The sequence below is a fragment of the Falsiroseomonas sp. genome (genome assembly GCF_030695085.1).
In the GTDB taxonomy this organism is placed as follows: domain Bacteria; phylum Pseudomonadota; class Alphaproteobacteria; order Acetobacterales; family Acetobacteraceae; genus Falsiroseomonas.
Genome location: NZ_JAUYTS010000033.1, coordinates 19,305 through 38,933 on the forward strand (window position 1 = coordinate 19,305; position 19,629 = coordinate 38,933).

Consider the following 19,629-nt stretch of genomic DNA (forward strand, 5'->3'; position numbering starts at 1 on the left):
CCGCCGCGATCAGCCTCCGCCCGCCGCCCCGTCCCGCCCTGCGGGACCAGAATACGCAGCGCGTCGTCACCATGCAGTTCGACGACAACCAGTTGCTGCCGCTGCTGTATGGCGAGCACGACCGCAACCTGGCCCGGATGGAAGTCCGCCTGGGCATCCGCCTCGGCAGCCGGGGCAACCGGTTGACCATCACCGGCGCGCCGGAGCGGACCGATGTGGCGGAAGCGGCGCTGATGGCGCTGTGGCGACGATTGCAAAGCGGCGAGCCGGTGGGCAGCGCGGAGGTCGAGGCGGCGATGCGGATGGCGGAGGGGGTTCAGGACAGCGACCCGCGCCTGCCCTTGCAGGACCTGCCGGCAATCCGCACCCGCAAGGGTGCCATCGCGCCCCGCACCCCGGCCCAGGCCGCCTATATCGATGCGCTGGCGCGCAGCGAAATGGTGTTCGGCGTCGGCCCCGCCGGCACCGGCAAGACCTACCTCGCCGTCGCGCAGGGCGTGGCGCTGCTGCAGGCCGGGCGGGTCGATCGCATCGTGCTGTCGCGGCCGGCGGTGGAAGCGGGCGAAAAGCTCGGCTACCTGCCGGGCGATCTGAAGGAGAAGGTCGATCCCTATCTCCGCCCGCTATACGACGCGCTGCACGACATGATGCCCGCCGAACAGCTCACCCGCCGCATGACGGCCGGCGAGATCGAAGTCGCCCCACTCGCCTTCATGCGCGGCCGCACCCTCGCCCATTGCTACGCCATCCTGGACGAGGCGCAGAACACCACCGCGGCACAAATGAAAATGTTCCTGACCCGCATGGGTGAGGGCAGCCGCATGGTGATCACCGGCGACCCGACCCAGGTGGACCTGCCGCCCGGCCAGCGTTCCGGCCTGGCGGAGGCGCTGTCCATCCTCGGCGGGGTGGAGGGTATAACGGTGGCGAGATTCGGCGAGGAAGATGTGGTAAGACATCCCTTGGTTGCGCGCATCGTCGCCGCCTATGGTCGGATGGACCAGGCGGCGCGTGGGCGTGGATGAGTTGTTCGGTGAAGGCGCGCCACACATGGCGGGCCAGGCACCGGGGGCATTTGGAGAGCGATGGAACCGTTAAGTAGACATCCCGGCGCGGGCAATGATGCCCGGGCCGGGATGCAGAGCGAGGATGCGGGCATTACCGTCGTCCTCGCCACCCAGGGCTGGCGCGCCGCCGTGCCCCAGCCGGAGGCGCTCGCGCGCCGTGCCGTGGCCGCGGCCCTGCGGGAAGCTGGCGCCACAGGCGCCGTCACCGTGCTGCTGACCGATGATGCGGAGGTCAAGCGGCTCAACACCGGACACCGCGACAAGGCCAAGCCGACCAATGTGCTGTCCTTCCCGGGCGGCCTGCCGGGCCATCTGGGCGACATCGCCCTGGCGCTCGGCGTGGTCCGGCGCGAGGCGCGGGAGGCTGGGCGCAAACCCGCCGACCACCTGGCGCATCTGGTCGCCCATGGCGCCCTGCACCTGGCCGGGCACGACCATCTGGATGCCGGTGAGGCACGCCGGATGGAACAGGCGGAAGCACGCGTGATGCGCCGCCTCGGCCGCCCCAATCCCTGGAAGGAGGGCCGGGGACGGCCAGCGACATGAACGGCAACGGAGACCAACCCCACCAACCCTCGCCGGTCGAACGCCGCAACAGCCTGCTCTGGCGCATCCAGGGGCTGCTCCGCCGCCGCACCGCCGACACGGTGCGCGACCAGGTGGAGGAACTGCTCGAAGGCCGGCAGGAGGAAGGGGTTCCGCACGACGCGGAACACCTCGCCAGCGGGCTCGATTCCAATGAGCGCGCGCTGCTCGGCAATGTGCTGCGGCTGCGCGACAAGGCGGCCTATGACGTGATGGTGCCGCGCGCCGATATCGTGGCGATGCCGGAGGACCTGACGCTGGACCAGGCCATCAGCATGATCCAGCGCGAGGGCCACAGCCGCTTCCCGGTCTACCGGGAGAACCTCGATGACATCGTCGGCATGGTGCACATCAAGGACGTGTTTGCCTCGGTGGGGCGGGACCCGGCCAGCTTCTCGCTGAAGGCCATCCTGCGCCGGCCGCTTTTCGTGGTGCCGACCATCCCGGTGATGGACATGCTGCTGCAGATGCGCGCCGCGCGCATCCACATGGCCCTGGTGGTCGATGAGTATGGCGGCATCGACGGGCTGGTGACGATCGAGGATCTGGTGGAAACGATCGTCGGCGACATCTCCGACGAGCATGACGAGGTGGCCCCCGTCACCATCCTGGACCGCCCGGATGGCACGGTGGAGCTGGATGCGCGCACCACGGTCGAGGCGTTCGAGCAGAAATTCGGCGCGGTGCTGACGGAGGAGGAGCGCAGCGCGGATATCGACACGGTGGGCGGGCTGATCTTCACCCTCGCCGGGCGCGTGCCGGCGCGGGGGGAATTGGTTTCCCACCCTTCCGGCCTCGAATTCCGGGTGCTGGATGCCGATCCGCGCCGCATCCGGCGGCTGCGGGTGCGGCGCCCCGGCGCGGCCGGCGAGCCGTCCCGGCAGGCGGCGGAGTAGGTGAAACCCCTCTCCCCCAAACCGGGGAGAGGGCTTCAACTCAGTCGCCGGCGGCGACGCGGCCGGCGGCGATCTCGTCATTCACCGCCATCGGCGGCACCACCTTCTGGATGCGCTCGAAGGTCGCCAGCGCCTGACCGACCACCTGGTCCATGTTGTAGTAGCGGTAGGTCGCGAGCCGACCGACGAACCAGGTATCCCGCTCGGCATCCGCCAGCGCCTCATACTTCTTGTACAGCGCCTGGTTCTCCGGCCGGGGGATCGGGTAGTAGGGGTCGCCCTCGGCGGCCGGGAATTCATAGGTGACGCTGGTCTTCGGATGCACCTGCCCGGTCAGGTATTTGTATTCGGAGACGCGGGTATAGAGCGTGGCTTCCGCCGGATGGTTCACCGTGCCGGTCGGCAGCGCCTTTTGCTGGTCCAGCGTCTCATGCCGGAAGCGCAGGCTGCGATAGGGCAGGCGGCCGTGGCGATGGCCGAAATACTCATCCACCGGGCCGGTCCAGATCACACGCCGGAAGCTGAAGCGGCGCCGCGCCTCGGCGAATTCCATCCCGGTGCGGACCGTGATGTTCGGGTGGTCCAGCATGCGGCGGAACATCGCCGTGTAGCCATCCCGCGGCATCGCCTGGAAGCGGTCGGTGAAATAGCGGTCGTCCCGGTTGGTCCGCGTCGGCACCCGGGCGGTCACGGATTTATCCAGCTCGCTCGGGTCCAGCGCCCATTGCTTGCGCGTGTAGCCGCGGAAGAACAGCTCGTACAATTCGCGACCGACCTTGCCGACGACCACATCCTCGGAAGACCGCACCTGGTCCACCTTCTCGGCCCGTTCGGCGAACCAGGCTTCCAGCTGGTCCTCGGTGAGGTCCAGCCCGTATAGCCGGTTGATGGTGTCGAGGTTGATCGGCATCGGCACCTGCACCGTCTGCCCCGTGGTGGGGCTCACCACCTCGGCCAGCACGCGGTGCTCATAGGGCCGCCATGCGGTGAAGCGCGACAGATGCGCGAACACCGCCTCGCTGTTGGTGTGGAAGATGTGCGGGCCGTAGCGGTGGATCAGCACCCCCGCCTCGTCCAGATGGTCATAGGCGTTGCCGGCGATGTGGTCGCGCTTGTCGATCACCAGCACACGGTCGCCACGAGACGCCGCCAGGCGCTCCGCCAGCACGGACCCGGCAAAGCCGGCACCCACGACGAGCCAATCAAACATGGGCTACCCCCTTTGCCTTCGCCGCGACTGGTGCCGCTTCTGGAACCCGCAGCAGCGCGGCCATCCGCGCCCAGGTCATGTCCCACGAGTTCTTCGCCAATTGCTGGTCGACCCGCGCCAGGAAGGGCGCACGCGGCCGCGCCAGCAGCGCATCGGCCTGCTCCGCCAGTTCCGCGGCGGATTCGACGATCTCGACCAGCCCGGCCTCGCCATAGTCCCGCACCACATCCACCACCGGGGTGGAGATCACCGGCAGGCCGGCGGCGAGGAATTCCGGCGTCTTGGTCGGGCTGATGAAGCGCGTGCTCTCATTCAGCGCGAAGGGCATGAAGCCCAGATCCCAATGCGCCAGGTAGTCCGGCAGCTCGTCATAGCGGCGGCCGCCCAGCCAATGCAGGTTCGGCCCCTGCGGCAGGCTGGCCGGGTCGATCTTCACCACCGGGCCGAGCATGATGAGGTGCATCTCGGGCCGCAGCGCGGCGAAGGCCGCGACCAGCGCCAGATCCATCCGTTCATCGATGACGCCGAAGAAGCCGATCCGGGGGTGCGGGATACCGGCGAGGGCGGCAGGCTCCGCCAGCGCGTCGCGGGCCCGGCCGAAATGCGCGGTATCGATGGAGGAGGGGAAGCAGTGCACGCGCCTGTGCCGGTCGCGCTTCGCCTCGAACAGGCTGCGGCCGCCGGTGAAGACCTGGTCCGCCCGGTCCAGCAGGCGCTGCTCCATCGCCAGCATCGCCGGCGGTGCGCCGCGGAAGGCGGAAAGCTCGTCCATGCAATCATAGATCGTCACATCCGGGCGCAGATGGTCCGCGAAGGCCAGCGCCATCGGCGTGTAGAACCAGGCGACCAGCGGGCGTCCGGCGCGTTCCGCCAGCAGCCCGTCCAGCAGGGCGCGCTGGGCCGCGGCGCTGGCCGCTTCATCCAGGCCGTGCGGCAGCACCGGCACCGCGCGCAGCACGCCACCCGGCTGCATCGAGAAATCCAGCCGCGGCTGCGGGATCGGCGCCTCCAGCGGTTCCTCGAAGAAGATCACCTCATGGTCCTGCGCGGCGCGCGTCATCAGGTGCTGCGGGCGCTGGAAGACGAAATCCCAGCGCAGATGGGAAAGGCACAGCAGAACGGGTTGCACCTTGCCGCCGGTGCATGTCGGGGGAGCAGCCTGCATCAACCTGGTCTCCTGGTGTCCAGCATCCCGGCGCGCGCCATCGCGCTCTGCAGCGGCCTTTTTTGGCCGATGCGCCGGACCTAACTGGCTGTCCTGATGTCCGGAAAACGCGCGATGCTGCGCTGCGGTTCCAACCGCCACCGCAATGGCGCCGACGGTGGGCCCGGCAGGAAATTTTCAGGCCCGGCGGAATCGCCTGGCGGCCAGGAAAATGCGCCGGAACAAGGGGCTGGACCGATTACCGGGCGCCAAGCGCGAAGCGAAAGCGGCCTAGGCCAGCCGCCGTTCCGGGTCGGAAGAGAGGCCGGCTATTTCGCGGATCAGCTTGCGCCGCACCGCCTGGCCGAAATCGTCGAAATCCTCTGCCGGGATCATGAAGGCACCCGGTCCGCCGATGACACTCTCCCGATAATAGATGTCGAGCGGAATGGGCGGGCGGCGGCCGAAGGTCGGGCGGTCGTTCAGGATGGGCAGGCCGTTGATGGTGATGCCCTCGGCCACCGCCCGGTCACGGGCTTCCTCCGCCGGCGCGCCGCTGTTGTTGACCCCGTCGCCGGAGACGTCGATCACGCGGCGGGTCGCCTCGAAGGGGCATTCCGCCAGGGTGCGGCGGGAGAATTCGATGGCGCCCGAGATCGATGTCCAGGACAGCGACACCCGCGGCGCCTCCGCCAGGGCCGAGGCCCAGCTTTCCGCCTGCGCCTGGCTGCCGATGCGGGTCCAGGGCAGCACAAGGCGCTGATACTCGAAGCCAGCCCATTCGACATAGGCGAGGGCGATCCCGCCGGTCATGCCGCCACGGATGGCTTCCACCAGCCGGGGGTCCGTCATCGCGCTGCGGTAGCCTTCCCGCTGCAACCGGGCCTCATCCTCATCGACGGAGCGGCTGATATCCACGGCAAGCACCAGCGCGACATCGACCGGGTCTTCCGCCCGGGCACGGGTGGGTCGTAGCGCGGCCGCGGCACCCGCCGCGGCGAGAAGGGACCTGCGGCGCATCCGCGACCTCCCGCTGCATGAACGATGTGCATGCAACCGCACCGGGTAGGGAAGGTTCAAGCGTTAAGATATTTTTTTCCGCGCGTCTTGCGCCGCATCCGTTCAGCCAGTGCGGATCAGCGACGGGCGTAGGCGGCGGCCTGGCGCGCCAGCGCCGCGATGCCGGCGCGCGCCAGCATCTCATGCACCTCCCGGAACGCCGTGGTCTTGGTGCGGCGCTCAGCCTCCAGCAGCGCCGCGCCCTGGGCCTCGAGTGCCGCCAGCGGCCAGATCCGCAGCGCCCGGTCGAAGGCCGGCTTGTGGCGGAAGAACACCGGTGGGCGCAGCACCCCGGCATCGCCGGCCAGTTGCGCCTCATGCAGTCGCTGCACATGGCGCAAGGTTGCGCGCACCACCATCACGGCATTGGCGCCCTCCGCGAAGGCGGTATCCAGGGCGCGGTCAGCGGCCTGGGCCTCGCCGGCGGTGGCGGCCATCAGCGCGGTGTCGAGATCCGCCGTGGCGCCATCCGCGACGCAGGCCATGGCCGCGGCCTCATCGACCTTGCCGCCAGCCCCGGCATGCAGCGCCAGCACCTCCACCGCACGGCGCATCAGCATGCGATCCTCCCCCAGCCGCGCCGCGAGCCAGGCGAGCACAGGCGGGTCCGCCTGCACGCCCTGTTCGCGCAGCAGGCGGCCGATGGTGCCGGCCAACTCCTCCGGCTTCTCGCGGTAGCAGGGCACCACCATCACATCCGGCGCGGCCTCGGCCAGGGCGCGCAGCTTGGAGCGGGGGCTCATCTCGCCGCCTTCCAGCAGCAGCAGCGCGTCCCCGGCACCGGCCAGCGCGTCCTTCAGCGGGGTGGCGTGGGCATCCGTCGCGTCGCGCAGGCGAACCACGCGGCGGCCGCCGGTCATCGCCAGGGCCGCGGCTTCCCCGGCCAGGGCGCCGGGGCGGGTGGCTTCCTCCCGGCTCAGTTCGGCCAGGCGGAAGGGGTCGGGTATCGGGCCGAGCACGGCGTGCATCAGCGCCTCCGCCCGCTCCCGCGCCAGGCCGGCATCGTCGCCATGCAGCAGCACGGCGCGCGTGGCGCCGGGATTGGCGAGGAAGCCGGCGATGCGCTTGGGATCGAGCTTGGCCATCCCGCCTCAGCGGAGGGCAGGCGTCAGCCCGGGCAGCAGTTCCGGCCGCGCCGGCTGCACTACGACGGGGCTTGGGGCGGCTGCCGGCATGGTGGCGCCCTGCGCCAGCCCGGCGGCACCGGCCTCGCGCCTGCGGAAATCCACCACGATGCGGGTCACCACCAGCTCCGCCAGGGTCTCGGCCAGGCGATGTTCCGCCGCTTCCCGGCTGCTATCGGCGGCAAAGAACTGGTTGGGCGGGATGTTGTAGGCCTCGATCGCGCGCTCGGTGCCGGTGGCCAGCGTCTCCCGCGGCGGGCCGATGCGCGCCAGTAGCCAGTTGGCGGTGCCGATGTAGCGCACGCGCGTCGGCGTGCCGTCGCGCTGGATGCCGACGCCTTCCGCCTGCTGGGCCGCGGCCACCTGCAATTCGTACAGCGCCTGGCTCGGCCCGCCGATGGACTGGCCCATGCGCTGGGTCAGCGCGCGGCGCAGCAGCTGGCCGAAGCGTTCCTGGATGATGGCGACGCGGATCTGCGACAGCTCCGCCCGCACATCCGCCGTGCCGCTGCTGCCATAAAGCGGCCGGAAACCGCAGCCGCCGAGGGCCAGCAGGCCGAGCCCGCCGAACAGGCCGCGCCGCGAAAGGGATTCAGACGACGTAATTGACCACCCGCCCCGGAACATGAATTCGCTTCTTCACCGGCTTGCCGCCGAAGGCACGCTGCACGTTCTCCTCCGCCTCGGCCAGGGCGAATATCTCCGCCTCCGGCGCGCCGACGGCGACCTCGATGGTGGCGCGCAGCTTGCCGAGCACCTGCACGGCCAGCGTCATCGTCTCCGCCTTCACCAAGGCCGGGTCGGCTTCCGGCCAGGGCAGCTGGGCGACGAGGTCCGGCGCCCCAGGGTTGAGCAGCGCGTACAGCTCCTCCGCCAGATGCGGCATCATCGGTGCGGCGAGGCGGGCCAGGGTTTCCAGCGCCTCCCGTCGCGCTTCGCCCATGCCCTCCGCCGCGGCCTGCGCCTCGGCATCGCCGATCGCATTGGCGAATTCGTGGATGCGGGCCACGGCGACGTTGAACGCGAAACTGTCCAACGCCTCGGTCACCGCGACCATGGTCCGGTGCGTCACCTGGCGCAGCTTTTTCGCGGCACCGGTCGGCTCAGGCATCGGTGTGCCAGGCGCCGGCAGGGTCGGCAGGGCATTGCTGGCCAGGCGCCAGACCCGTTGGGTGAAGCGGAAGGCGCCGGCGACGCCGGATTCCGTCCACTCCATGTCCCGCTCCGGCGGGTTGTCGGACAGGATGAACCAGCGCGCGGTGTCGGCGCCGTATTTGCCGATGATGGCGCCGGGGTCCACCGTGTTGCGCTTGGACTTGGACATCGCTTCGACCCGGCCGATGGTCACCGGTTCGTTGCCGCCCTTGAGCGTTGCGCTGCGCGTGCCGTCCGCGGCGAGGCTGAAATCCACCTCCTCCGGATACAGCCAGCGGCCATCGGGGCCCTTGTAGCTTTCGTGCTGCACCATGCCCTGGGTGAACAGCCCGGCGAAGGGCTCCGTCACGTCCAGATGGCCGGTGGCCTGCATCGCCCGGGTGAAGAAGCGGGAATAGAGCAGGTGCAGGATCGCGTGCTCGATGCCGCCGATATACTGGTCCACCGGCAGCCAGGCATTCACCGCGGCCTGGGTGACCGGCTCCGCCGCCCCGGGTGAGCAGAAGCGGGCAAAATACCAGGAGCTGTCGACGAAGGTGTCGCAGGTATCCGTCTCCCGCCGCGCCGGGGCGCCGCAGGACGGGCAGGCCACATGCTTCCAGGTGGGGTGGTGGTCCAGCGGGTTGCCGGGGCGCGAGAAGTCGACATCCTGCGGCAGTTCGACCGGCAACTGGTCCTCCGGCACCGGCACGGCGCCGCAGGCGTCGCAATGGATCACCGGAATCGGGCAGCCCCAGTAGCGCTGGCGCGAGACGCCCCAGTCGCGCAGGCGCCAATTGACCACGCCGTTACCCTGGCCCTGGGCCTCCAGCGTCTCGATCGCCGCGCGCTTGGCGGCGGGCACCGGCTTGCCGTCCAGGAAATCCGAGTTGAACAGCGTGCCGTCATCGGTATAGGCGGCGCCGTCCAGGGCGAAGCTGGCCGGGTCCGCGCCGGGCGGCAGCACCACGGGCCGGATCGCCAGGCCGTATTTGGTGGCGAATTCGAAGTCGCGCTCGTCATGGCCCGGGCAGCCGAAGATGGCGCCGGTGCCGTATTCCATCAGCACGAAATTCGCGATCCAGACCGGGAAGGTCTCGCCGGGCAGGAACGGGTGCGCCACCCGGAAGCCGGTGTCGAAGCCGCGCTTCTCCGCCTGCTCGATGGCGACCTCGCTGGTGCCCATGCTGCGGCATTGGGCGACGAATTTCTGCGCCTCGGGGTTCGCGGCCGCGGCGGCCGCGGCCAGCGGATGCTCGGCAGCGACGGCCAGGAAGGACATGCCGAACAGCGTATCCGGCCGCGTGGTGAAGACCTCCACCTCCGCCGTCTCCGCCACCGGCTCGGTCAGCTTGAAGCGCACCCGCGCGCCTTCGCTGCGGCCGATCCAGTTGGACTGCATCAGCTTCACGCGATCCGGCCAGCGATCCAGCCCGCCCAGCGCCTCCAGCAGGTCCGGCGCGTATTTGGTGATGGCCAGGAACCACTGGGACAGCTTCTTCTTCTCGACCAGCGCGCCGGAGCGCCAGCCGCGGCCGTCGATCACCTGTTCATTCGCCAGCACGGTGCCGTCCACCGGGTCCCAGTTGACCCAGGACTCCTTGCGCTCGACCAGCCCGGCCTTCCAGAAATCCAGGAACAGCTTCTGCTGCTTGCCGTAATAGGCGACATCGCAGGTGGCGAATTCCCGCGACCAGTCCAGCGACAGGCCCATGCGCTTCAGCTCGGTGCGCATATTGGCGATGTTGTCGTAGGTCCACTGGCCGGGATGGATGCCACGTTCGCGCGCGGCGTTTTCCGCCGGCAGGCCGAAGGCGTCCCAGCCCATCGGGTGCAGCACCAGGTGGCCGCGGGCGCGCTTGTAGCGCGCGACCACGTCGCCCAGCGTGTAGTTCCGCACATGGCCCATGTGGATCTTGCCGGAGGGGTAGGGGAACATCTCCAGCACGTAGTATTTGCTGGCCCCGTCTGGCGGCACATCGGGCACGGCAAAGCAACCGCGGCTTTCCCATTCCGCCTGCCAACGTGGTTCGGCGGCGGCGAAATCATGCCGGGCTGGCTGTGGCTGGCCAGCATCTTGGGTCGGGGACATCTCGTTCATCGTATTGCGCCAGCGTTACCGCGCGGCGGCGGTGGATTGCGCGCGCAGTTCCCGGGCGCGTGCCAGCACCTGGTCCTCGAGCTCCGAGGCGGTGCCGGCGGAGACCGGGGCCTCGACCCAGGCATTGCCGCGCAGTTCCTGCCGGAACAGTGCCACGCGCACGCCATCCGAGCGAAGCTGGCGGCCGAGGATATAGGCCGTGGCGCGGAAGCGCTCGCTGGGATTGCCGGGCGGCGAATACCAATCGGTGATCAGCACCCCGCCGAACGGATCGGCGGAGGACAGCGGCATGAAGGACAGCGTGTCCAGCGCCGCGCGCCAGAGGAAGGCATTGACGCCGATGCCGACGCCGCCCTGGTCGGCTGCGCCGCGTTGCTGGGTGCGATCGGTGCCGAAGATCAGGATGCCATCGCTGCCGCCAAGGCGGCCGCGCACCTGATCCCGGCGGCGGTCGGAGCTGTATTCATCCAGCTCGGGCGTGCGGAGATTGCCGTCGAGCGTGCTGCACGCCACCAGCAGCGTCCCGGTCAGGCCCACCATCATCAGTCGCGTCAGGCGCATCTTTCCCATCCCGGCCCGGCGGGGGCCTTTTCTCCGGATGGTCTTACCCTTCCGGCGCCCGATCGCAAAGCCAGGGAAAGCGGCCCAGGGTCTCACGCATGAAAAAGGGGTAGCAGGTTGCCCTGCTACCCCCCTCAGGCTCGCTGATCCGGAAGGATCAGAAGGCCATGCGCGTGCCCAGGATGAACACGTCTATGCTGCGGTCGCGGTAGTTGGCTGCCGTGTTGGCTGCACCGAACGGAAGGACGTTCTCATCCTCGACGTTGGTGTAGTTGGCGAACAGTTCGAGGCCCGGAGCCAGGGTGTAGACGGCGCCGACGCCGATCGCACGCTGCTCGCGGTCATTCACGCCCGGAAGAGCGTTGTCACGCTTGCCACGCGAGTAGAAGGCGCCAACCGAGACGGCATCAAAGCGATAGGTCGCACCGATGGTCCAGTTGTTGGAGTTGCTCAGGCCCGGGGCCAGGCCAGCGCGGCCCGGAGCGGACCCGGAGTAGCGGCCCCAAATGTAGTGACCACCGATGGTGAAGCCCATCGCGGACAGGTTCAGGCCGGCCTGGTAGGCGTTCGGGTCACGGTTCGGCGAACCCGTGGGCGAGTCGCCGCGCATGGCGGAGAAGGCCGCGGCCACACCGACATTGCTAAAGCTGCCACGGTAGCGGAGCGCACCAGACAGCTCGTTGCGGATGGAGCCTGCATTGGTGTTGCGCTGCAGGGCGTTGTTCGCTGCCGCGTTCGGCTGCAGGTAGTTCTCACCCTCGTACTGGTTCGGCGCGTAGCTGACGCCAAAATCGAAGCCGAAGAACTGCGGGGACAGGTAGATGACCTTGGTGCTGTCGCTGCCGTCGTTGATGGTCGTCAGGATGTAACGCGTGCCGTCGGCGACCGGCGCCACGAACTCGTCCCAGCCACCCGACTCGCCGAGGTTCGTCACGCTCGGGGCGGCGACCTTCAGCTGGTCGGCGGCGCTGTCCTGGTCACCGAACTGGAAGGTGCCGAGGGTCGGGGAGGAAATGAAGCCCCACATCTCGTCGGTGTCGACGATGGTGCCGCTGCCGCTGTTGGCGGAGCCCGCATTCGTCACGTTGTCCATCTGCAGCTCGATCTCGGCACCATAGGAGATGCCGTTGGCGGCCTTGCCGCGCACGATCACGCTGATTTCCATATCGGACCGGAAGTCGACCTTGGCACGAGAGGCCGGCAGGCCGGTGGTCGCGGCGCTATCGAAGTTGTCGTCGACATAGCCGCCGGTGAACTCGAAGTAGCCGCCCACGCGAACCGTCGGAGCCGTCTGCGCCTGGGCGACAGTGATGCCCATCAGCGCGGCGCCAACCACCGCGGTGGTGCCCAGCAGAATCTTGCGCATATCTAAAAACCTCCTCCTGCGCCGGGTGGCCCCCGGCATGCGACGACCCGCCTGCCCCCCTCGGCAGGACGCCGCCACCAGGTTCCCCCCCGATGGCAGTCAGGCCCGGGGCGGATAATGATCCGCACCACCCGGGCAGGGCAACGGCGCAGCGGCGAGTTCCGCGACTTCCTTGAGACACTGTGGCGAAATGGCCACAAGCTGTCTCACCGCCGCAACGCACCAATCGCGGCCAGGCCGGCAAGCCGGGCGCGGGGCAGCCGCCCCGCTGTCGCCCCGGCGACGCCGCCCAGCGCCACCGCCGGCCGGCGCAGCCGCCTGGCCAATTGACCCCAGCGCAACGGGCCGAGCCCTGGCGCGCCCGGGTGGCTCGGCGTGGCGAAGGCCGGCGAGACGAAGCCGAAATCCGCACCCAGCCGCCGCGCCCGCGCCACGGCCACGCGCCCATGCACCGCCAGCGACAAGCGCGCCCATGGCGCGCCGCGGCGCCGCGCCGCCAGGAAGGCCTGAAGCCGCGGCGGGTCCGGCCGGTCCGGCAGATGCAGGCCGCACCGCGCGCGCAACGCCGCGGCCGGATTGCCGCCCAGCAGCAATATCAGCCCACGCCGCCGCGCAATCTCGCGCAGCCGCGCCAGCACCAGCGGCGGCAGGCCCCGGGCCAGCACCCCGGACCCGCGCGGCAGCCGCCCGGCCGCCGCGCAAGGGTCCGGCAGCCGCGCCGGATCCGAGACCAGCCACAGGCGCGGCACCGCGCCACGCCCGTCGCGCTGCGGCCGAAGCCGGCGTGACCAGTCCGCCAGCGCGGCGCGGCCGGGCTCAGTCACGGCGGGGCGGCCGTCGCCCGTTGTTCCGGCGCCTGTCCCCGGCTGCCGGGCGATTCCGCCCAGATCGAAAATGCTCTAGCGTCCCTGCCATGCCGCACGACCTCCCGCCCGATCCGACCATCGCCGCCAATCTCGGGCAGATCCGCGACAGGATCGCCGAGGCCTGCAGCCGCGCCAACCGCCCGCCCGGTGCCGTCACGCTGGTTGCCGTTTCCAAGACCCATCCCGCCACTGCCGTGGAAGCCGCGCTGGCCTGCGGGCAGATGACCTTCGGCGAGAACCGGGTGCAGGAGGCGGAGGGCAAGTTCCCCGCGCTCCGCCCCGCCTGGCCTGCGCTTCGCCTGCACCTGATCGGCGCGCTGCAGACCAACAAGGCGCGGGAGGCGGTGCGCGTCGCCGACGTGATCGAAAGCCTCGACCGTCCCAGGCTCGCCCTGGCCTTGCGCGACGCCATGGCGCGGGAGGGCCGCCAGCCGCGGCTGCTGGTGCAGGTCAATACCGGTGACGAACCACAGAAGGCCGGCATCGCCCGGGCCGAGGCCGATGCCTTCATCCGCCAATGCCGGGAGGAACATGGCCTGCCGGTGGATGGCCTGATGTGCATCCCGCCGGCCGAGGACGATCCGCGGCCGCATTTCGCCCTGCTGGCCGAGATGGCGGCGCGGCACGGCCTCGTCACGCTTTCAATGGGCATGAGCGGCGACTTCGAGGCCGCGATCGCCGAGGGCGCCACCCATGTCCGCGTCGGCTCCGCCATCTTCGGGCATCGCAGCTGAGGCGCGTCAGTGGTGCTTCCAGGACACCTCGGTCAGCGCCGGCTCGGTCGGGTCGCAGCGCAGCCAGGTGCCGTTCGCGACCGATTGCCCCGTCATCGCGAGAATAAAACCCCAATGCGCGACCACCAGGGTGCTGGACCAATCCTCCAGCGCCGACATCTCACCGCGGAACAGCGCGGCGCGGGCCAGGACCTGGTCGGCCGGTTCCTCCTGCGCCGGCCACCACACCTCCTCCACATGCGTGAAGTCCAGATGCGGCCATTCGGCGGATAGCGCCGTGGCGGGGCTACCGATGTCGCAGGTGAAGGCATAACGTTCCCGCACCAGCGGCTGCACCAGCACGTTCAGGCCCAGCCTGCGGGCCAGGGGTTCCGCCGTCTGCAAGGCGCGGCTGTAGGGGGAGGCGATGATCCGCGTGATGCCCTGTGCCGCCAGCGCCTCCGCCGCCTGTTCGGCCTGGCTGTGGCCGAGCGGGGTCAGGCGCGGGTCGGGAATGCCGGGGTCGCGCCGCGTGGCGCTGAAGTGCAGGTTGAATTCGCTCTGTCCGTGGCGGAGCAGGATCATCGGCGGGGCGGCTCCTGAAGAAGGTCGGGATGTGGGATGCAGATGCGGGACAATCCGCGGCGGCATTCCGGCGTTCAAGGGGATCTATTGACGGTTCGCGCGCATCATCGGTGGTGAAGGCGTTGCGGGGGGGCAGGGGCCGCCTTAAGTGAGTGCTTGATGAGGAGTTGGCAATGTCGGGCGGGTTTCCTGTCGATCTGATCCTGTTCGCAATGGTCGCGGCATTTCTGGTGCTGCGGCTGCGAAGCGTGCTCGGCCGTCGTACCGGCTTCGAGCGTCCGCCGCGCGAGGGTGCGGCGCCCTATGATCCGCGCGCCCCGCGCCCGGCCGGTGAATCCGACCAGCCGGAACTGCCGCCGCCGGCCGCCATCGGCACCACGCGCCATGTGGTGCCGGATGCGCGCACGCCGGCTGGACAGGCCATGGTTCGCATCAAGGGCATCGATCCGTCCTTCGAGCCGCATGGCTTCCTGAACGGCGCCGAGGGCGCCTTCCGCATGGTGGTGGATGCCTTCGCCCGTGGCGACCGCGAGACCCTGCGCGCGCTGCTGGCCGATGACGTCTATGGCGGCTTCGAAGGCGCCATCACCGCCCGGGAACAGGCTGGTGAGACGCAACGCTCCGAAGTGCGCGCCATGCAGGAGGCCGGGATCGAATCCGCCGACCTGCGCGGCTCTGTCGCCGATGTCACCGTCCGCTTCGTCAGCGACCAGGTGAACCTGACCACGGCCAGCGATGGCAGCATCTCCGCCGGCGCCGAGGCGGTGACGGAACTGACCGACATCTGGACCTTCCAGCGCGACCTCCGCAGCGAAGACCCCACCTGGCGCCTCGTCGCCACCCGCTCCGCCTGATTTTTCGACGCTGCCGCGGTGCTGTGGCGAAGGTTTTTCTGGGCCGGTCTGGTTGGGCTGGTTGGGTGTGCGGAGCCAGGGTCCTTCCCCCGGCAGGTGCGTTTTTCCGAACTGCCGGGATGGGCGGAGGATAGGCTGGAAGCGGCGCTTCCGGCCTTCCGGGCAAGTTGCGCCGTAATGGCACGGCTGCCAGCGGACCGGACCATGGGCGGGGACGGGGCACTGGCCCGGACCGCGGGGGATTTCGCCCCGGCCTGTGCCGCGGCGGCGACGCTGCCGGCAGACCCCCCGGCGGCCCGCCACTTCTTCGAAACCCACTTCGCCGCCTACGCCGTCGGCGAGGATGTGCTGACCGGCTATTACGAGCCGGAACTGCGTGGCAGCACCCGCCGCGACGGCCCCTACCAGACACCCCTGCATGCCACGCCACCCGAATTGGTGCAGGTCGATCTCGGCCAGTTCGCCCAGGACCTGCGCGGCCGTCGTACCGCGGGCGTGGTGCGGGACGGCCGCCTGCAACCCTTCGCGGACCGTGCGGCGATCACCGGCGGCGCGCTGGACGGGCGCGGACTGGAACTGGCCTGGGTCGATGACCCCGCCGATGCGTTTTTCCTGCAGATCCAGGGCTCCGGCCGTGTGCGGCTGGCGGAGGGCGGCGTGCTGCGCCTCGGCTACGCGGCCCAGAACGGCCACCCCTACTACGCCATCGGCCGCGCTCTGGTGGAGAACGGCACGCTGACGCGGGAGACGGTCTCGATGCAGGCAATCCGGGCCTGGCTGGCCGAGGCCCCGCCCGGCGAGGCCGCCGCACTGATGAACCGCAACCCGAGCTACGTCTTCTTCCGCCCGCTGACGGAGCTGCCACCCGAAGCCGGACCGCTGGGCGCGCTGGGAGCCCCGCTGACGCCGGGGCGGTCCCTCGCGGTGGATCGCACCCGGACTCCGCTCGGCGCACCCGTCTGGCTGGCCGCACAGGCCCCGCTACGGCGCCTGGTGGTGGCGCAGGATACCGGCGGCGCCATCCGCGGCGCGGCGCGGGCCGATCTGTTCACCGGCTGGGGGGATGCGGCAGGGGCGGAGGCTGGGGGGATGCGGGACCCGGCGGCGCTGTTCGTGCTGGTGCCGCGTCAGGAAAGCCCGGCGCGGTAAGAAAGAGGCCGGGGAGAAGGTATTCTCCCCGGACCCCTCATCTATTTTTGGGACTAAAGGCCGGCGCGGACGATGCGGACGAGCTGGGCGACGTGTTCGGGGGGGGTCACCTTCTCGATGCCGTGGCCCAGATTGAACACGAAGGGGCGGCCACGCATCGCGGCCAGGATCTGCCGCGCCTCCGCCTCCATCGCATCACCGCCGACAATCAGCGACAGCGGGTCCAGATTGCCCTGCAGCCCGACCGTGGGCGCCACCGCGGTGGCCGCGAAGCGCGGGTCCATGGAGGTGTCCATGGCGACCGTGTTGACGCCCGTGCGCAGCGTGTACTCGCCGATCAGCGGGCCGGCCAGGCGCGGGAAGCCGATGATCGGGATGGAGGGGTGCAACCGCTTCAGGCTGCGCACGATGGTCGCGGTGGGCTCGATCACCCAGCGGCGGAACTGCGCGGGCGGCAGCAGGCCGGCCCAGCTGTCGAACAGCATCAGCGCCTCGGCGCCCGCCTCCGCCTGGGCCAGCAGGTATTCGGTCGTGGCATCGACCAGGGTGCGGATCAGCTTGCCGAACAGCGCCGGGTCACCGAACGCCATCTGCCGTGTGGTGGCGAAATCGCGGCTGCCATGGCCCTCCACCATGTAGCAGGCCACCGTGAAGGGGCTGCCGGCGAAGCCGATCAGCGCAGTCTTCGGATGCTGCGCCTCCAGCGCCGCCCGCACCAGCCGCACCGTCTCCAGGATCGGGGCGGACCTTTCCCGCACGGCGCCCACTTCCAGAGCATTCACCGCCGCCAGGTCGCGCAACGGTTCAAGCTGGGGGCCCTCGCCCTCGGCGAAGCGCAGCGGCTGGCCCATGGCCCAGGGGACCATCAGGATGTCGGAGAACAGGATGGCGCCGTCCATGCCGTAGCGGCGGATCGGTTGCAGCGTCACCTCCGCCGCCATCTCCGGCGTGGTGCACAGCTTGATGAAGCCGCCGGCCTCGGCACGGATCTCGCGGTATTCGGGCAGATAGCGGCCGGCCTGGCGCATCAGCCACATCGGCGGCGGCCACACTGCCTCCCCGGACAAGGCGCGCAGCAGCGGTTTCCCGGGCGCATCCATGGTCGTCATGCCCGCTGTCTCTGCCGTCAAACCCGCCTCCCCTGGCTTTGTCCCGTCGCCCTCTGCCTAGGGCACGGCCGCGGAAACGCCAATTCCCCAATAAGAAGAAAGAATCCTAAAGAGTCTGTGGGGGTAGTAGGGGCCTGTGCACGATGGGGATTACGGCTCGCCCGGTTTTCATCCACAGGCCTGTCCCGCCCAGAGTCGGCATGCAAGCGGCTGAATCGCCACGCGGATTCGGATTACCCCCGGAAACGCTCCGCAACCGCGGCGATTCATCCCGTGTACCGGCGCTGAGACGGTTGTCCCCGCTGCGCCGTCCGCGCGGCCGGATCGAGCAAAGTTCTCCCCAGCTTCCACCGTGTTCCCCAGGGTCTTGAGCCCGCTGCCGCGTCGCCCTGTCATGCGTCGTCGCCATGCGGTAAGCCGGAGACTTGGGGAAACCACCCGGAGCCAGGCGCACCATCATGCCCAGCCGCACGATCAACCTGCATCTCGTCTCCGACAGTACCGGGGAGACGCTGAACTCAATCGCGCGCGCCACGCTGTCCCGCTTCGAGGATCCGCATGTCGTCCATCATCGCTGGTCGCTGATCCGGTCCCGCCTGCAGCTCGACCGGGTGCTGGAGGGGATCCAGTCGGAGCCCGGACCGGTGCTGTTCACCCTGGTGGACCGCAGCCTGCGGCTGGCGCTGGAGGAACATTGCCAGCGTCTGCACATCGAATACATGTCGCCGCTCGAGCCGGTGATGGAGATGCTGCAGCAGGCCATCGGCGCGCCGGCGCGGGAAAAGCGCGGCGCCCAGCATGTGATGGATGCGGATTACTTCCGCCGGATCGACGCCATGCACTATGTGCTGGCGCATGATGACGGCCAGGGCACCGCCGGCATCGCGGAGGCCGATGTCTGCATCGTCGGCGTCTCCCGCTCCTCCAAGACGCCAACCTGTTTCTACCTGGCCAATCGTGGCATCAAGGCGGCCAATGTGCCGCTGGTGCCGGGCGCGCCACTGCCAACGGAGCTGGAGACGGCGCCCTGCCCGGTGATCGGCCTGCATATTGAGACCAATGCCCTGATCGAGATCCGCCGTCATCGCCTGAAGCTGATCGGCGCCCATGGCGTGCACCACGACGCCACGGACTACGTGGACCATGAAGCGGTGAAGGCGGAAATCCAGGCGGCCCGCCGGCTTTGCACGCGCTATGGCTGGCCGGTGATCGATGTCACCCGCCGCTCCATCGAGGAAACGGCGGCGACCGTCCTGCAACTGATGGAAGCCTGGCACGCCCGCCGCGGCGAGCGGCCGCCGGAGCGGCCGCAGCCGAGCGACCCGGCCTCCGGCCTGCCCGCCTGATGCAGCAGGCTCCGGATCTGGCGCTGGTCCTGGCCAGCGCCTCCGCCACGCGCCGCGCTTTGCTGGAGGCCGCGGGCCTGCGCTTCGAGGCGATGGCCGCGGCGGTGGATGAGGCCGCGATCAAGGAAGGCGCCCAGGCGGAGGAAATACCGCCCGCCGAGGCCGCGATCATGCTGGCCGAGGCCAAGGCCATGCGGGTGGCGCGCAAGCGGCCGGAGGCGCTGGTGATCGGTTGCGACCAGCTTCTGACCTGTGCGGACGAGGACGGCGTGCTGCGCTGGTACGACAAGCCCGCGGATCTGGCCGCCGCGCGCCGCCAGCTTCTGGCGCTGCGCGGCAAGCGGCATGAGCTGGTGACGGCGACCGTGGCCTGGCGTGGCGGCCAGCGCATCTGGCAGGACGTCACCACCCCGCGCCTGACCATGCGGAATTTTTCCGAAGCGTTTCTCGACGCCTATCTGGCGGCGGAGGGCGAGGCGATCCTGTCCAGCGTCGGCGCCTACCGGCTGGAAGGCGCAGGCGTGCATCTGATGGCGAAGGTGGAGGGCGCGCACAGCGCCATCCTCGGCCTGCCGCTGCTGCCCTTGTTCGGCTTCCTGCGCCAGCACGGTGTGCTGGGCGCCTAGATGTTTGGTCCCAGGCTTTGATGGTGCATTCTTGTCGCCTGGATGGAGGGATGCGCTATGGGCCAAGTTCTCCATGGGAGCGCCACCACGACAGAGGCGGTCCGTCGAGCGATACAGCATAGTCAAGCGAGCCT

Annotated in this window: 19 protein-coding genes; 8 read left to right on the forward strand and 11 right to left on the reverse strand. The window is 69.7% G+C overall.

Annotation, left to right across the window (positions count from 1 at the left end):
• Positions 1-71 precede the first annotated feature (71 nt).
• The 3 genes from Q8S40_RS03360 (at position 72) to Q8S40_RS03370 (ending at position 2,548) form a co-directional block, all read left to right on the forward strand.
• Positions 72-1,025, forward strand: coding sequence for a PhoH family protein (locus tag Q8S40_RS03360; RefSeq protein WP_305669290.1), 954 nt, complete (start codon positions 72-74; stop codon positions 1,023-1,025).
• Positions 1,026-1,136: 111 nt separating this feature from the next.
• Entirely contained in the window at positions 1,137-1,613 is a 477-nt protein-coding gene (ybeY, locus tag Q8S40_RS03365; protein ID WP_304809563.1) for an rRNA maturation RNase YbeY, read from the forward strand.
• Positions 1,610-2,548: a hemolysin family protein gene (locus Q8S40_RS03370; RefSeq protein ID WP_305669276.1), complete on the forward strand. Its 939-nt coding sequence runs from the start codon at positions 1,610-1,612 to the stop codon at positions 2,546-2,548. The genes ybeY and Q8S40_RS03370 overlap by 4 nt, the downstream gene beginning before the upstream one ends.
• Positions 2,549-2,588: 40 nt before the next feature.
• Here the strand turns inward: Q8S40_RS03370 and glf are convergent, their stop codons facing one another.
• The 9 genes from glf to Q8S40_RS03415 form a co-directional block, all read right to left on the reverse strand.
• Complete coding sequence (gene glf, locus Q8S40_RS03375; RefSeq protein ID WP_305669277.1) at positions 2,589-3,758, reverse strand: UDP-galactopyranose mutase; 1,170 nt, start codon at positions 3,756-3,758, stop codon at positions 2,589-2,591.
• On the reverse strand, positions 3,751-4,923 hold the full coding sequence (locus Q8S40_RS03380) for a glycosyltransferase (protein ID WP_304809558.1): 1,173 nt from the start codon (positions 4,921-4,923) through the stop codon (positions 3,751-3,753). Before Q8S40_RS03380 ends, glf begins: the two co-directional genes overlap by 8 nt.
• 270 nt (positions 4,924-5,193) lie before the next feature.
• Positions 5,194-5,922: a DUF1194 domain-containing protein gene (locus Q8S40_RS03385; RefSeq protein WP_305669278.1), complete on the reverse strand. Its 729-nt coding sequence runs from the start codon at positions 5,920-5,922 to the stop codon at positions 5,194-5,196.
• A gap of 116 nt (positions 5,923-6,038) precedes the next feature.
• Positions 6,039-7,046: a DNA polymerase III subunit delta gene (holA, locus tag Q8S40_RS03390; protein WP_305669279.1), complete on the reverse strand. Its 1,008-nt coding sequence runs from the start codon at positions 7,044-7,046 to the stop codon at positions 6,039-6,041.
• 6 nt (positions 7,047-7,052) lie between these two features.
• Entirely contained in the window at positions 7,053-7,712 is a 660-nt protein-coding gene (lptE, locus tag Q8S40_RS03395; RefSeq protein WP_305669280.1) for an LPS assembly lipoprotein LptE, read from the reverse strand.
• Positions 7,678-10,320: a leucine--tRNA ligase gene (gene leuS / locus Q8S40_RS03400; protein ID WP_371136793.1), complete on the reverse strand. Its 2,643-nt coding sequence runs from the start codon at positions 10,318-10,320 to the stop codon at positions 7,678-7,680. Before leuS ends, lptE begins: the two co-directional genes overlap by 35 nt.
• 15 nt (positions 10,321-10,335) lie before the next feature.
• Complete coding sequence (locus Q8S40_RS03405; RefSeq protein WP_305669282.1) at positions 10,336-10,881, reverse strand: DUF3576 domain-containing protein; 546 nt, start codon at positions 10,879-10,881, stop codon at positions 10,336-10,338.
• A gap of 157 nt (positions 10,882-11,038) precedes the next feature.
• A complete protein-coding gene (locus Q8S40_RS03410) occupies positions 11,039-12,247 on the reverse strand; it encodes a porin (protein WP_305669283.1) in 1,209 nt (402 codons plus the stop codon).
• A gap of 206 nt (positions 12,248-12,453) precedes the next feature.
• The gene (locus Q8S40_RS03415) at positions 12,454-13,071 is read right to left on the reverse strand and encodes a thiamine phosphate synthase (protein WP_305669284.1); all 618 of its coding nucleotides are present in this window, start codon (positions 13,069-13,071) and stop codon (positions 12,454-12,456) included.
• Positions 13,072-13,160: 89 nt separating this feature from the next.
• On the opposite strand from Q8S40_RS03415, the gene Q8S40_RS03420 reads away from it, so the two are divergent.
• A complete protein-coding gene (locus Q8S40_RS03420; protein ID WP_305669285.1) occupies positions 13,161-13,847 on the forward strand; it encodes a YggS family pyridoxal phosphate-dependent enzyme in 687 nt (228 codons plus the stop codon).
• A gap of 6 nt (positions 13,848-13,853) precedes the next feature.
• On the opposite strand, the gene Q8S40_RS03425 is transcribed toward Q8S40_RS03420, so the two are convergent.
• Positions 13,854-14,411: a histidine phosphatase family protein gene (locus tag Q8S40_RS03425; protein WP_305669286.1), complete on the reverse strand. Its 558-nt coding sequence runs from the start codon at positions 14,409-14,411 to the stop codon at positions 13,854-13,856.
• 173 nt (positions 14,412-14,584) lie between these two features.
• Between Q8S40_RS03425 and Q8S40_RS03430 the strand changes: the two genes are divergently transcribed.
• Together Q8S40_RS03430 and Q8S40_RS03435 are read left to right on the forward strand one after the other, a co-directional pair.
• The gene (locus Q8S40_RS03430; RefSeq protein WP_304812597.1) at positions 14,585-15,265 is read left to right on the forward strand and encodes a Tim44/TimA family putative adaptor protein; all 681 of its coding nucleotides are present in this window, start codon (positions 14,585-14,587) and stop codon (positions 15,263-15,265) included.
• 177 nt (positions 15,266-15,442) lie between these two features.
• On the forward strand, positions 15,443-16,414 hold the full coding sequence (locus Q8S40_RS03435; RefSeq protein WP_371136794.1) for a murein transglycosylase A: 972 nt from the start codon (positions 15,443-15,445) through the stop codon (positions 16,412-16,414).
• A gap of 53 nt (positions 16,415-16,467) precedes the next feature.
• On the opposite strand, the gene hemE is transcribed toward Q8S40_RS03435, so the two are convergent.
• The gene (gene hemE, locus Q8S40_RS03440) at positions 16,468-17,514 is read right to left on the reverse strand and encodes a uroporphyrinogen decarboxylase (RefSeq protein WP_304812603.1); all 1,047 of its coding nucleotides are present in this window, start codon (positions 17,512-17,514) and stop codon (positions 16,468-16,470) included.
• 467 nt (positions 17,515-17,981) lie between these two features.
• Between hemE and Q8S40_RS03445 the strand changes: the two genes are divergently transcribed.
• Together Q8S40_RS03445 and Q8S40_RS03450 are read left to right on the forward strand one after the other, a co-directional pair.
• Positions 17,982-18,869, forward strand: coding sequence for a pyruvate, water dikinase regulatory protein (locus tag Q8S40_RS03445; RefSeq protein ID WP_305669288.1), 888 nt, complete (start codon positions 17,982-17,984; stop codon positions 18,867-18,869).
• Positions 18,869-19,495 (forward strand): nucleoside triphosphate pyrophosphatase, encoded by a 627-nt coding sequence (locus Q8S40_RS03450; RefSeq protein ID WP_305669289.1) that lies wholly within the window; start codon positions 18,869-18,871, stop codon positions 19,493-19,495. The genes Q8S40_RS03445 and Q8S40_RS03450 overlap by 1 nt, the downstream gene beginning before the upstream one ends.
• The last annotated feature ends 134 nt before the right edge of the window (positions 19,496-19,629 follow it).

What these genes read in the sequence shown, in the direction of transcription:
- Q8S40_RS03450 (WP_305669289.1), top strand. Translation starts at nt 18,869, where the DNA reads ATGCAGCAGGCTCCGGATCTGGCGCTGGTCCTGGCCAGCGCCTCCGCC.
- ybeY (WP_304809563.1), top strand. Translation starts at nt 1,137, where the DNA reads ATGCAGAGCGAGGATGCGGGCATTACCGTCGTCCTCGCCACCCAGGGC.
- Q8S40_RS03430 (WP_304812597.1), top strand. Translation starts at nt 14,585, where the DNA reads ATGTCGGGCGGGTTTCCTGTCGATCTGATCCTGTTCGCAATGGTCGCG.
- Q8S40_RS03445 (WP_305669288.1), top strand. Translation starts at nt 17,982, where the DNA reads ATGCCCAGCCGCACGATCAACCTGCATCTCGTCTCCGACAGTACCGGG.
- Q8S40_RS03425 (WP_305669286.1), bottom strand. Translation starts at nt 14,411, where the DNA reads ATGATCCTGCTCCGCCACGGACAGAGCGAATTCAACCTGCACTTCAGC.
- Q8S40_RS03380 (WP_304809558.1), bottom strand. Translation starts at nt 4,923, where the DNA reads ATGCAGGCTGCTCCCCCGACATGCACCGGCGGCAAGGTGCAACCCGTT.
- Q8S40_RS03405 (WP_305669282.1), bottom strand. Translation starts at nt 10,881, where the DNA reads ATGCGCCTGACGCGACTGATGATGGTGGGCCTGACCGGGACGCTGCTG.
- lptE (WP_305669280.1), bottom strand. Translation starts at nt 7,712, where the DNA reads ATGTTCCGGGGCGGGTGGTCAATTACGTCGTCTGAATCCCTTTCGCGG.
- glf (WP_305669277.1), bottom strand. Translation starts at nt 3,758, where the DNA reads ATGTTTGATTGGCTCGTCGTGGGTGCCGGCTTTGCCGGGTCCGTGCTG.
- Q8S40_RS03360 (WP_305669290.1), top strand. Translation starts at nt 72, where the DNA reads ATGCAGTTCGACGACAACCAGTTGCTGCCGCTGCTGTATGGCGAGCAC.
- Q8S40_RS03410 (WP_305669283.1), bottom strand. Translation starts at nt 12,247, where the DNA reads ATGCGCAAGATTCTGCTGGGCACCACCGCGGTGGTTGGCGCCGCGCTG.
- Q8S40_RS03435 (WP_371136794.1), top strand. Translation starts at nt 15,443, where the DNA reads ATGGCACGGCTGCCAGCGGACCGGACCATGGGCGGGGACGGGGCACTG.
- holA (WP_305669279.1), bottom strand. Translation starts at nt 7,046, where the DNA reads ATGGCCAAGCTCGATCCCAAGCGCATCGCCGGCTTCCTCGCCAATCCC.
- Q8S40_RS03385 (WP_305669278.1), bottom strand. Translation starts at nt 5,922, where the DNA reads ATGCGCCGCAGGTCCCTTCTCGCCGCGGCGGGTGCCGCGGCCGCGCTA.
- Q8S40_RS03420 (WP_305669285.1), top strand. Translation starts at nt 13,161, where the DNA reads ATGCCGCACGACCTCCCGCCCGATCCGACCATCGCCGCCAATCTCGGG.
- Q8S40_RS03370 (WP_305669276.1), top strand. Translation starts at nt 1,610, where the DNA reads ATGAACGGCAACGGAGACCAACCCCACCAACCCTCGCCGGTCGAACGC.
- leuS (WP_371136793.1), bottom strand. Translation starts at nt 10,320, where the DNA reads ATGAACGAGATGTCCCCGACCCAAGATGCTGGCCAGCCACAGCCAGCC.
- hemE (WP_304812603.1), bottom strand. Translation starts at nt 17,514, where the DNA reads ATGGATGCGCCCGGGAAACCGCTGCTGCGCGCCTTGTCCGGGGAGGCA.